Below are 11,400 nucleotides of genomic sequence, written 5' to 3' on the forward strand. Positions count from 1 at the left end.
AACGGACAACGGTTGGGTACTGACCGAGTAAGCCATCTAACATAAAGGCGGCTGACACGACAACCTGATGTTTGTCAGCCAAGTACAGCCGCCTGCTGCGCAAACAACGGTTGCAGTGACAGCAACCGTCTGTTCAGAACCCTCAGTTGTTCAGAACGCTAATACAATTTCTACCCGCCGGTTTGCCGCTCTGCCCTGCGCAGTTTTATTATCTGCCACCGGCTCTGCCGGGCCGCGCCCTTCAGCTGCAACCTGTTCTGCTTTTAACCCCTGCTGCAGTAAAAATGTTTTTACCTGATCAGCCCGCTGCTGCGATAACTTGTTGTTGTAAGCTAACTGGCCTGAACTATCTGTATGTCCAACCACGGTCAGTTTCTGATAGTTAATATGCTCCAGAGACTCAACCACACCGCTGAGCAGACTTTGCTGCTCGTCACTTAATCTGGCACCGTCGTGAGAAAACGCTGTAATGCCGGGAAACGCCACCTTGATGCTGCCATCAGTCAGTTCAGACGTCTGTGCAGTGGTGCGCTGCTGTAGCCGGGCCAGAAACACAGATTGCGGCCTGGCAACGTCTGCTTTCACCACGTCGGCTTTATTGCCTGAGGTGCTGGCACAACCGGTATATAAAAATGTTGATAAAGCAACTGACAGAACCAATACTGCGCGCAAAATAGATACTCCTTACATAAGTCATCAATAATGGCGCACACTTTAATCTTTTCGCGGCAGCAAATAAATACCAAAACTTAACAACAAATAAATATATTTAATCAAAATGAAACCGGCGTAATAACACTGCCATGTAGTGTGCATTCATTATCAGTAGTATCCGCACAGTTTTATGGGATTGCACTTTGGCGTCAGATACTCTATGGTGCAGCCATGCCAAACCAAAAATTCTTTGCGCTCACCACTACGGTGACCGGCCAGTATTACACCGCTATCGCCTTCCATTCCTAGGCCGGTTTTGCCCTGCGCGAAACCGGCCTGACACTTTTTCGTTAAACCATTTTGTTCATTTTTGCTTCTGTAATGCGGAGCTATAATGTATTTCTGTTATCCCAAAGCGTCACATAACACTATCGCCAGCGTCGTTGCAGCGTTGGCCTGTCAGCAATTTTTGCCGTTTACAGCGTTGCAACTGAACCACATTGTGCATTCACTGGCGGACTATCGTCGTCAGAGCAAATTCAACTGCGACAGCAGTGCAATCCGGTTAGGCAGCTCAGTTGAACTGAAAAATCTGGATACTAACGAGCGGGGCTGGCTGCAGCTGGTGGCACCGTCGCAAGCGAGCTATCGTCGAAACCGTATTTCAATACTCTCGCCGCTTGGCGCTGACCTGCTGGGTAAAACGATTGATCATGATGTTCAGTTAAGGCTGTTACGTCATCAACTTAACCTGCGTGTACTTACTGTGATGAGTATTACGCCAAATAAGATAAGGAGCTTTAATGAAAACCCCTGACATCACGCTTTCCACCACTGATTTTGACAGGCTGGATAATTTGCTGGCCAGTCTGAGCCAGGACACCGTTGGCTACGATACATTAAGCCAGGAGTTGCAGCGCGCAATTATTGTACCGCCGCAACAGCTACCGGCAGACGTCGTTAGTATGAATTCGACTGTACGCTTTAGCCTGGCTAACGGTAAGTCCAGCACCCTGACGCTGGTATACCCCAAAGATGCAGACCCAAGTGGCGACAAAATATCGATACTGGCGCCGGTAGGCAGTGCTTTACTCGGGCTAAAATGCGGTGACAGCATCAACTGGCCACTACCTGGCGGCGAAATGTCGGTGATAACCGTTGACGAAGTTATCTACCAGCCTGAACGTGCAGGTGCCTACCACCGCTGAACGTTCTTAACAGCCCTGCCCGACCACTCTGTGAGCCGGGCATAGCCGATTTGTGTTCGTCAAAAATGCTGCTTCGCGAAATGCTTATTCTGCTATAGAATGCGCCACCGAAATTCAGCCTGAAGTGCTGTTAGTTATGCAGTCTTCCAATGCGTTATATACTGATCTCTCCATTTATTACGACCTGATGTGCTGCGATATCGACTATCACGCGCAAAGCCAGGCCGTGCACCGGCTGCACCAGTTGCTGGGCAACGCTGGTCGTAATCATCTGGATCTGGCGTGCGGTACGGGCCCGCATATCTATCATTTTCTAAGCTTGGGCTACCAATGCACAGGAATTGACCTGAACCAGCCAATGCTGACACTGGCGCAGGCCCGCTGCCCGCAAGCGCGTTTTGTGCTGCAGAACATGTGCAATTTTACACTGGACCAACCGGTCGACCTTATTACCTGTTTTTTGTACTCCATTCATTATAATCCAGGCATAACGCAGCTACAGCAGTGCATCAGCAGCGTATTTAATGCTTTAACTACAGGCGGTGTATTCTGCTTTAATGCGGTGGATAAAGATAAAATCTGTAACAGCAGTGTGGTACGCCACAGCACTCATCATCTGGACAGCCAGTTTGTGTTTGAATCGGGCTGGCATTATGCCGGTGCTGGCGAGCAGCAATCACTTAAACTGAGTATCGCTAAAATCAATGAGGCAACAACTGAGCTGTGGCGCGACGAGCACCCGATGGTCGCTATTAGCTTCCATCAGCTGCAAGCACTGCTAAGCCCGTTTTTTGAAGTGCATATTCTGGCGCATCAGTACGACAATATAGTACCCTGGGATCAGGCATCCGGTAACGCACTGTTCGTGTGCATTAAGCGCTGATCACAGGCACAACTGCATCGCACAGCTGTGCCTGCAACAGTTATAAGCTGAATTTGTTAATCAGGTTATTCAGCTGCTCTGCCAGCCGCGCCAGCTCAGCACTGGATGCCTGAGTTTCATTGGCGCCTGAAGCGGTTTGTGCAGCCAAATCACGGATATTAACCAGATTGCGGTCTACATCACGGGCTACAGTGGCTTGCTGTTCTGCGGCACTGGCGATGGTAAGATTCTGGTTATTGATCTGTGATATCGCTTCGGCGATAAGTTGTAGAGCTTCACCGGCCTGATGCGCTACCTGCAAGGTTTCTGCGGCTCTTGCACTACTGCTGCTCATAGCACTTACTGTGGTGGCCGTTTCAGCGTCAATCGCCCCCATCATACGTTCTATTTCTTTAGTAGATTCCTGAGTTCGGTGCGCCAGCGCCCTCACCTCATCGGCTACTACCGCAAAGCCACGGCCGCTGTCTCCGGCTCTTGCGGCTTCGATAGCGGCATTTAAAGCCAACAGGTTAGTCTGATCAGCAATAGCACGGATAACATCCAGCACCGAGGCAATATCACGGATCCGCGTTGCCAGGTTACCGACGCTGTTACCGGTATGCTGTAGCTCACTCTCCAGATCACGGATATTCTTAATGGTGTGCTCAACCTGATTCTTCCCCTGACGGGTTTTCTCATCAGCCAGTTCAGAGTCGCGCGATGTGGTAACGGCGCTACGGGCAACCTCTTCAATCGCTGTTGTTAGCTCAGTCACTGCGGTAGCGGCCTGGTCCAGCTCATCACTTTGCTGATGCATGGTTTGGGTAGACTGCTCGGTGACTACACTAAGCTCTTCTGACGTGGCTGCCAACTGCGAAGATGATTTATTAATTTCATCCAGCGTCTGGCGCAGCTGCTGCTGCATCTGTGCCATGGCTCTGACCATATCACCGGCTTCATCCGGTTCGTTGTCCTGTATAACGGCAGTTAAATCACCTGCTGCAATACGCTGCGATACTGATACCGCATTACGCATCGGCACAATCAGACTTCTGCTGAACAACCAGGCCAGAACGGCACCAAACAAGGTGGCGATAACAATCACCACTGTGGTAACCGTTTTGCCTTGCTTTACACTGTGATGAGCGGCATCTGCCGCTATGTCTGCAGTGCTTTTTTGGTATTCAAACATCTGCGTCAGTGCATTATTGAAATCAACCGATGCCTGGCTGAAACTTTGCCGGGCAAATGCCTGTGCTTCCTGCTGGCTGCCTGCGTCAATCAGTTGTAATAACTGCTTATGCAGCTGATCGTAGTGCTTGCGCGCACTGTCGACAGTTTCAAATACCGCCCGCCCTTGTGGCGTTTTATGAAACTCTGCCAGCTTGCGCTCGGTTTCATCATAGCTGCCCAGCAGGTTATTCATCAGGGTGCGGTTATTTTCCCGCGCCTCTGCGGTATGCGCATTTAGCATACCCAGGGTGTAAATACGTATCAGCAGAAAGTCACGGTTTAGCTCTCCCGCCAGTATTGATGCGGGTAGGCGCCGCTCGGCAATATTGTCAAAATGCCGCTCTGTTTCGTTAAGGCTCAGTATCGCCATTACCCCGACAAACAGCGTTGACAGCCCCATCAGCACGAACGCAATGGATAATCGTTTGGTAATACGTATTTTTCTTAGCATAGTATGACATCTCAATACGGCTGATGTGGCAGGTTTAGTTGTCTATGTCAGTAAAAGCGACCAGACATGGCAACAGCTGAATATTTATACTCGCTCATATTAGAATAATATTTCGCAAACTGCCAACTACATGACTTTTAACGTAAACTGACAACCTTTAGTGTCGGGCAGGTAGCAAGAGTATGGATTCAGTAACACAGCTAACCCTGGGTGCGGCGGTCGCCGTTGCAGCACTGGGCCAAAAGCCGGGTAGTAAAGTAAAAGTCGCATTGGCCGGCGCGGTGCTCGGTACCCTGCCCGATTTAGATGTGCTGGTCGATTATGGCGATGTTGTCAGCAATATGGTGCTGCACCGCACTGAGAGCCACGCCTTATTTTATCAAACGCTGATATCGCCACTGCTGGCCTGGCTGGCAGCCTTATGCTGCAACCAGCGTAGCTATTATCGCCATTGGCTACTCGCAACCTGGCTGATCCTGATTACCCACACGGGTATTGATGCCATGACGGTATACGGCACCCAGTTTGGTTTACCTTTTACCAACACGCCTTTTGCTGTAGGCAGCATGTTTATTATCGACCCGCTGTATACCCTGCCTCTGCTCGTCGGCGTGTTGTGGTTTTTGCTCTCCGGCAGCGCTAAAGGCTATCGGGCCAATACAATTGGGTTGGTACTATCGGGCATCTATCTGGCGTGGAGCTTCGCGGCACAGCAATATGTCACTGGCATTGCTACGCATAATGCCAGGCAGCAGCTTAGCAGTTATCAGCAAGTTCTGGTTACACCGGCGCCACTGAACACAATACTGTGGCGCATAGTAGTGATGACAGACCAGGGATACGCCGAAGGGTTTTATTCGCTGTTTGACAGCAGCGACCAGATTGAATTTACGCTGATAGCACAGGATACCAGCCTGAAACAACGCTATGCCGATGTCAAAGCTGTGCAGCAGCTTAGCTGGTTCAGCCGCGGTTTTTACACGCTGGCGCAGCAAGGCGATTCGTTGCTATTGACGGATTTACGTATGGGGCAGGAAGGCAGCTACGCGTTTCAGTTTGAGGTAGATCCAAGCAACCACAGGGCAGTGATACAGCAACCAATGCGCCGCGATGCCGCCACAGCGCTCCCCTGGCTGTGGCAACGCATGTGGGGGGTGCAACTGCCATCGCCTTATGTGACAGCGTCGCCTTAGCAGCGTCGTACATACGCTCGGTGCTACCGCCAGTCAATACTGCACGTTCTTGCTGACGCTGATGCCCAGCCGTTTGGCTAAGCGGGCCAGGTTTGCCCTGTCCTGCCCAAGCTGACGGGCAGCCAGGCTCCAGCTACCTTGTGAATGCTGCAGTGCCTGCAAAATCAGCTGGCGCTGAAAAAGCTCTGTTGCGGCTTTTAAATCCGTTACATTTTGCTCAGTGATAACCTGCGGCGTGTGCTGATTAACCACTGGCGCAGCTGCGCTCAGCTCCAGCAAAGCGCTACCGATACTGACAATGCCACTGCGGCCGGTTTGGCCGGCAGCTTTTAACGCCGCGCGGCTGATAACATGCTCCAGCTCGCGCACATTGCCAGGCCAGTGATACTGCAGCAGTGCCGAAGCGGCATCAGCAGATAATTTCAGTTGGCGGATACCCAATTTACGGCTGGTGTGTTCGAGAAAATACCCCGCCAGCAGCAGTACATCATCCTGACGCTGACGCAGCGGTGGCACGGTCAGCGGATACACCGTCAACCTGTGATACAAATCAGCCCTAAAGCGGCCTTGCTGCACTTCGTGCTGTAAATCGCGGTTGGTTGCAGCAATGATGCGCACATCAACGCTTTGTACCTCATCTTTACCCACCGGTTGAATTTCGCCGCTTTGCAGTACCCGCAGCAGTTTGCTTTGCATACTGAGCGGCAACTCGCCCACTTCATCCAGAAAAATGGTACCACCATCCGACAGCAGAAACTTACCTGGCCGTTCCCGGTCAGCGCCGGTAAAAGCACCTTTGGCATGACCAAATAACTCCGCTTCAGCCAGGCTTTCCGGCAAAGACGCGCAATTTAAATACACCAAAGGTGCGCTGCTACGACCGGATAACTGATGCAGGGTGCGGGCAACCAGTTCTTTGCCCACGCCTGTCTCGCCCTGGATCAGTACCGTGTAATCTGAACCCGCTACCAGCTGAATATCACTGCGTAGCGCCTGCATTGCACTGCTCTGCCCTATCAGCTCCCCGCCATCGCGCAGCAGTGCTTCCTGTGTCAGTTCCTGCACCAGCTGCTGTGCATGACGGGCGCTCATCGTCAGTTGAGTCATAGCAAAGGCAGTTTTCAGCGTCGCGGCTGACAATGCCGCCATCAGCTCAAGCGTTTTATTGTCAATCTGGGTAAAGGCATCCGGCTCCAGGCTGTCTATCGTCAACAGCCCGAGTAACTGCTTATCAGAGTACAGTGGCAGCCCCATACAGGAATGCACCGGCAGATCGCCGCTGCGGGCCAGCAACAGACCATCATAAGGATCGGGTAACGGGCAGTCCGACGGAAAACGGTGCGGCCCGGCACTTAAACATAACTGCTGCAGCCTCGGATGCTCAGCCAGTGCAAAACGCCGGCCCATGGTATCAGCGGATAATCCCTGCGCGGCCAGAGGAGTTAACACTTGCTGATGTAAACCCAGCAGCACGACAGCATCACAGCGGATGGCCTTGCGTACGGATGTCAGCAAGCGGTCAAACCGGTCTTCATTGTTCAGGCTGTTGGCTAAATCCAGCGCAACCTCCAGCAGTAACCTGTTGTTCTGTTCTGACATACCCCACCCAAGTCAAAATGACTTCAAAGATTCAAAATAACTACGAAATAGAATAGGTCATTATGACTCATAATAAAATTAATAAATCATAAACACTTGAAAATAATAAAAATAAAATCATGGCATAACTTCTGCTGTAGTAAGGCACAACCATTAAGCGGAGGTGTTTATGCACACACTAGTCTCTCTACCCCGGCAAGCCAACTATGAAAGATTACTGTACTGGGCAAACGGCTTTTTAGCAGCTTCAGCAGCGGTGTTGCTGGCAACAGTATTGATGTGTTACCCGTTCGAGCAATGGTTTTCACTACCGCAGCTGATTGCTGGCCACCTGAGTATGCTGGCCAGTGCAACACTGGTGAAAATAAGCTATGTCGGCCGCTGTATCGCCCTGTATGCGTTAAAGCGCGAGGTGCGTTAACGTGGCGGTGCAACCGGTAAATATTACCCCGGCTACCAGTGCAGCCCCTGCTGTACTGGCGCTGGCATTTAGGCCATTTTTTCTGCTGGCAGGTGCCTGGGCACTGGCTTCCGCTGCGCTGTGGCTTGGTCAGCTATCCGGCTGGTGGAGCGTCCAGCAACTGCTGCCCGCCTCTTTGTAGCATGCCCATGAGATGCTATTTGGTTTTGGTGCTCTGGTCGCCGCCGGCTTTTTGCTTACCGCCGCGCAGAACTGGACTAACGTACCGGCACTACGTGGCACTAAGCTGGCGTTGTTATCACTGTGCTGGCTGGCCGCACGCTTTGTGCCGCTATTTAGTTACGGGCAAAAGTAGTATGGTGCTGCTTTTGGGTTTGCAAAGCCTGTGGTGGCTTGGCGTACTGGCCGCTTTTTCCCGCCAGTTATGGCTGGCTAAAAGCCGGCGTAACTATCAGTTTATCGCCATTTTGTTGGTGATGATGCTGCTTAACCTGAGCTTTCTGCTGCTGGCGCACGCTGACATGCCTGATTATGCCGCGCATTTAAGCCACAGCATGATCCTGATGTTCTGCCTGTTAATGGGCATTGTCGGCGCGCGGGTGATCCCATTTTTCACTGCCAGAGCCACCGCAACAACACAAAGCAGCACGCCACGGCTGAATAAAATCGTGCTGTTTGTTTCTCTGCCCGCGACAGCTCTTTTTGTCAGCAGCGGCTTTTACCCACCACTGTTTTCTCCGGGTTATCTGATGCTGCTAAGCGCACTGCTACATCTGCTGCGCCTTGGTCTCTGGTTTACCCCCAAGCTACTAAAGCATCCGCTTTTGTGGTCACTGCACCTGTCTTATCTGGCAATGGCGCTGGGCCTGATGTTAATGGCAATCAGCCTGCTGACAGGGCTGTTGTACTTCAAAGATATGCTGCATCTGGTGGCGATAAGCGCTATGGCCGCGATGATGCTGTCGATGATGGCCAGGGTATCGCTTGGCCATACCGGCCGGCCACTGCTGGTTAGCAACTTACTGACACTAAGCTTCGCTGCCGTGTTGCTGTCGGGTGTGGCCCGCACGCTGGCTGTACTGCTGGCCAAACCGCTATTGCTGTGGCAACTGAGCGGTGCGCTCTGGCTGGTCGCGTTTCTGATTTTTATCCGGGTGTACTTACCCATTCTTACATCACCGCGGCTGGATGGCCGGCCGGGCTGATGTGTTTACCATCAATGAGGTTGTTATGTTATCTGCAAAAACCATCAGTTTAGTAAAAAGTACCGTACCACTGCTTGAGAACGCCGGCGTGGCGGTAACCAACTACTTTTATAACCGCATGTTCACCGTAAACCCGGAGCTGAAAAACATTTTTAATATGAGTAACCAACTAAACGGCAAGCAACAATTTGCCTTATTCAGTGCGGTAGCGTCATACGCCAAACATATTGATAACCCAAGCGTACTGGGCGCTGTAGTAGAACGGATGGCCAATAAGCACACCAGTTTCTTTATACTGCCAGAGCACTATGACATTGTGGGGCATCACCTGATTTGCACCTTAAAAGAACTGGCACCGGAGCAATTTACCGACGAAGTTGCCACCGCCTGGACAGAAGCTTATCAGCTACTGGCGAATATTCTGATTGGTCGTGAAAAGCAGTTATATCAGCACACCGCACAGGCGAATGGCGGCTGGACCGGCGCGCGCCGATTCGTGGTTGCGGCCAAAACGCAAGAGTCAGAACTGGTTACCAGTTTTACCCTGGTGCCGGAAGATGGCGGCGCTGTGGTGTCTTACCAGAGTGGCCAGTATCTGGGCGTAAAAGTAAAACCACCGCATGCAGATTATGTCGAGATCCGCCAGTACTCATTATCAGATAAACCTAATGGTAAAAGTTACCGTATCAGCGTCAAACGTGAAGACTTACCACAGCCCGGCCTGGTGTCAAACTATCTGCATCAGCAGGTTAAGGTCGGCGATGTGATTGAAGCCATGCCACCGGCCGGCGATTTTTACCTGAAATCGGTGTTTGTACCAACGGTGCTGATTTCTGCCGGTGTCGGCCTGACGCCGATGATGTCGATGCTGGAAACCTTAGCCGCGCGGGCAGAACCCACACCAATCTGGTACCTGCACGCCTGTGAAAACCCGCAGCAACATTCGTTTAAAGCCAGGCTGGCACAGTTACAACAACAACTGCCGCAGTTACGCTGCTACACCTGGTATAACCAGGCCGCGCCACAAAGCCACCACCAATTCAGTGGCCTGATGCAGTTGTCACCGTTAGCTGATGAACTGCCGCTGCAAAGCGGACAGTTTTATATCTGCGGCCCGACCGGTTTTATGAAGTTTGCTAAAGACCAGTTACTGGCCCTTGGTGTCACGCCAGAGTGCGTTCACTACGAAGTGTTTGGCCCGCATAGCGATTTGTAACAGCAATAACCGGAGGTGCGTTAACACCTCCGGTTTTCTTTAATTGTCAGCCTTAAACCACCTCCTATGGAGGTGGATTTTTACCCGGGGTTAATTCAGGCCGGCTTTGGTAAGGCCAAAAGCAGTATCCTGTGAACCTGGCTCTACCTGTGCAAGAATTTGCATCCGGTTCCAGAAGTTGATCAGGCCAATGCTGTAAGTCAGCTCAGAGATCTCCACATCAGTAAAATGCTCTTTAGTCGCCTGATACAGCTCGTTACTGATGCCGGTTTCCGGCAATTTGGTCAGCGCTTCAGTCAGGGCCAGAGCGGCTTTTTCTTTGGCGTTAAACAGCGGTGACTCGCGCCAGATAGCCACATGGTAAATGCGCAGTTCGCGCTCGCCCTTAATTTTGGCTTGTTTAATATGCATATCCAGACAAAAGGCACAGTTGTTCAGCTGTGACGCCCGGATATCAATCAGGCTTTTAATCAGCGGATCAATAGATGTTTTATAGGCAGCCATGCTTGCATCCATCAGGGCTTTTGTCAGCGCCGGTACGGTTTCAAAGTGGTTTAAACGTGCAGTCATAATAGTTGCTCCAGTGTTTAGCTTTAGCGTTAAGTTAGTCAGTTAACAGGTCGACAATAAGATCAGCTGCGGCAATAGCATCAGGTACAGCAGCGTCTCGGGTTTGCGGGTGATGCGTGCCATCAACCCGGATAAAACGCACATCGGTAATACCGATATAGCGCAAAGCTGTGCTGATATAAGGGGTAAACTGATCGTTCCCTTCATTTGGCCGGCCAATAAAAGGCGTGCCGCTAGCCACCACAACAAAAACCTTTTTACCGCTAACCAGGCCCACCTTTTCGCCGCGGTCGGTAAACGCAAAGGTGCGGCCGGCACGGGTAATATGATCAAACCAGGCTTTTAGCACTGAGGGTAAACCCAGGTTCCACATCGGTGAGGAAATCAGTAAGGTGTCATGCGCCAGCAATTGGTCGACCAGACGCTCCGATAAGGCGATGGCATTTTGCTGCGCCACAGTGCGAAGATCGGGTTTGGTTAAAAAAGCGCTCACGGTCAACGCATCCAGATGCGGCAAATATTGCTGGCCTAAATCCAGCTCGGTTTCTGTCAGTGCAGGATAACGTTGCTGCAACTTGCTCTGCAGGTGGCTGCCAACCTCTCTCGATGCTGAGCCGGCTAAGTTCGGGCTGACTTTAATATGCAATAGTTTCATATTCTCTCCTGCGCTGGCGGCTAGTCAGCTATCGTTGTTACTCAAAGTTGATGTGCAAATTCTAGCGCTTCATGCCATATTAAAAAGATACAAAAACAATGTATCTAGGTAGGACATGACGACCGGTTATCAG

General features: G+C 51.3%; 14 protein-coding genes. 9 read left to right on the plus strand and 5 right to left on the minus strand.

Features of this window, described 5'->3' with window-relative positions; translation table 11 throughout:
• Nucleotides 1-150 precede the first annotated feature (150 nt).
• Entirely contained in the window at nt 151-672 is a 522-nt protein-coding gene (locus VIN66_RS06490) for an OmpA family protein (RefSeq protein ID WP_331923216.1), read from the minus strand.
• A 376-nt stretch (nt 673-1,048) separates the two neighbouring features.
• Between VIN66_RS06490 and VIN66_RS06495 the strand changes: the two genes are divergently transcribed.
• The 3 genes from VIN66_RS06495 to VIN66_RS06505 all read left to right on the plus strand — a co-directional run bounded on the left by VIN66_RS06495 (nt 1,049) and on the right by VIN66_RS06505 (nt 2,745).
• Nucleotides 1,049-1,471: a GreA/GreB family elongation factor gene (locus VIN66_RS06495; protein WP_331923217.1), complete on the plus strand. Its 423-nt coding sequence runs from the start codon at nt 1,049-1,051 to the stop codon at nt 1,469-1,471.
• On the plus strand, nt 1,458-1,862 hold the full coding sequence (gene rnk / locus VIN66_RS06500; RefSeq protein ID WP_331923218.1) for a nucleoside diphosphate kinase regulator: 405 nt from the start codon (nt 1,458-1,460) through the stop codon (nt 1,860-1,862). The genes VIN66_RS06495 and rnk overlap by 14 nt, the downstream gene beginning before the upstream one ends.
• A gap of 136 nt (nt 1,863-1,998) precedes the next feature.
• Nucleotides 1,999-2,745: a class I SAM-dependent methyltransferase gene (locus VIN66_RS06505; protein WP_331923219.1), complete on the plus strand. Its 747-nt coding sequence runs from the start codon at nt 1,999-2,001 to the stop codon at nt 2,743-2,745.
• A gap of 40 nt (nt 2,746-2,785) precedes the next feature.
• On the opposite strand, the gene VIN66_RS06510 is transcribed toward VIN66_RS06505, so the two are convergent.
• Complete coding sequence (locus VIN66_RS06510; protein WP_331923220.1) at nt 2,786-4,408, minus strand: methyl-accepting chemotaxis protein; 1,623 nt, start codon at nt 4,406-4,408, stop codon at nt 2,786-2,788.
• Between the two features lie 182 nt (nt 4,409-4,590).
• Between VIN66_RS06510 and VIN66_RS06515 the strand changes: the two genes are divergently transcribed.
• Nucleotides 4,591-5,601, plus strand: coding sequence for a metal-dependent hydrolase (locus VIN66_RS06515; RefSeq protein WP_331923221.1), 1,011 nt, complete (start codon nt 4,591-4,593; stop codon nt 5,599-5,601).
• Nucleotides 5,602-5,634: 33 nt separating this feature from the next.
• Here the strand turns inward: VIN66_RS06515 and norR are convergent, their stop codons facing one another.
• Entirely contained in the window at nt 5,635-7,200 is a 1,566-nt protein-coding gene (gene norR, locus VIN66_RS06520) for a nitric oxide reductase transcriptional regulator NorR (protein ID WP_331923222.1), read from the minus strand.
• A gap of 169 nt (nt 7,201-7,369) precedes the next feature.
• Here norR and VIN66_RS06525 point away from each other — a divergent pair, with 169 nt between their 5' ends.
• Genes VIN66_RS06525 through hmpA form a run of 5 tightly spaced genes read left to right on the plus strand, consistent with a single transcriptional unit; the run spans nt 7,370 to nt 10,042 of the window.
• The gene (locus VIN66_RS06525; protein WP_331923223.1) at nt 7,370-7,621 is read left to right on the plus strand and encodes a hypothetical protein; all 252 of its coding nucleotides are present in this window, start codon (nt 7,370-7,372) and stop codon (nt 7,619-7,621) included.
• 1 nt (nt 7,622) lies between these two features.
• Entirely contained in the window at nt 7,623-7,802 is a 180-nt protein-coding gene (locus VIN66_RS06530) for a hypothetical protein (protein WP_331923224.1), read from the plus strand.
• 12 nt (nt 7,803-7,814) lie between these two features.
• Complete coding sequence (locus tag VIN66_RS06535; protein WP_331923225.1) at nt 7,815-7,976, plus strand: NnrS family protein; 162 nt, start codon at nt 7,815-7,817, stop codon at nt 7,974-7,976.
• Between the two features lies 1 nt (nt 7,977).
• Nucleotides 7,978-8,826, plus strand: coding sequence for an NnrS family protein (locus tag VIN66_RS06540; protein ID WP_331923226.1), 849 nt, complete (start codon nt 7,978-7,980; stop codon nt 8,824-8,826).
• A 25-nt stretch (nt 8,827-8,851) separates the two neighbouring features.
• The gene (gene hmpA / locus VIN66_RS06545) at nt 8,852-10,042 is read left to right on the plus strand and encodes an NO-inducible flavohemoprotein (RefSeq protein WP_331923227.1); all 1,191 of its coding nucleotides are present in this window, start codon (nt 8,852-8,854) and stop codon (nt 10,040-10,042) included.
• Between the two features lie 90 nt (nt 10,043-10,132).
• On the opposite strand, the gene VIN66_RS06550 is transcribed toward hmpA, so the two are convergent.
• Together VIN66_RS06550 and VIN66_RS06555 are read right to left on the minus strand one after the other, a co-directional pair.
• Complete coding sequence (locus tag VIN66_RS06550) at nt 10,133-10,612, minus strand: carboxymuconolactone decarboxylase family protein (protein WP_331923228.1); 480 nt, start codon at nt 10,610-10,612, stop codon at nt 10,133-10,135.
• A 34-nt stretch (nt 10,613-10,646) separates the two neighbouring features.
• The gene (locus VIN66_RS06555) at nt 10,647-11,267 is read right to left on the minus strand and encodes an FMN-dependent NADH-azoreductase (protein WP_331923229.1); all 621 of its coding nucleotides are present in this window, start codon (nt 11,265-11,267) and stop codon (nt 10,647-10,649) included.
• Nucleotides 11,268-11,400 lie beyond the last annotated feature (133 nt).

The sequence above is a fragment of the Rheinheimera sp. genome (genome assembly GCF_036568245.1).
Taxonomy (GTDB): Bacteria; Pseudomonadota; Gammaproteobacteria; order Enterobacterales; family Alteromonadaceae; genus Alishewanella.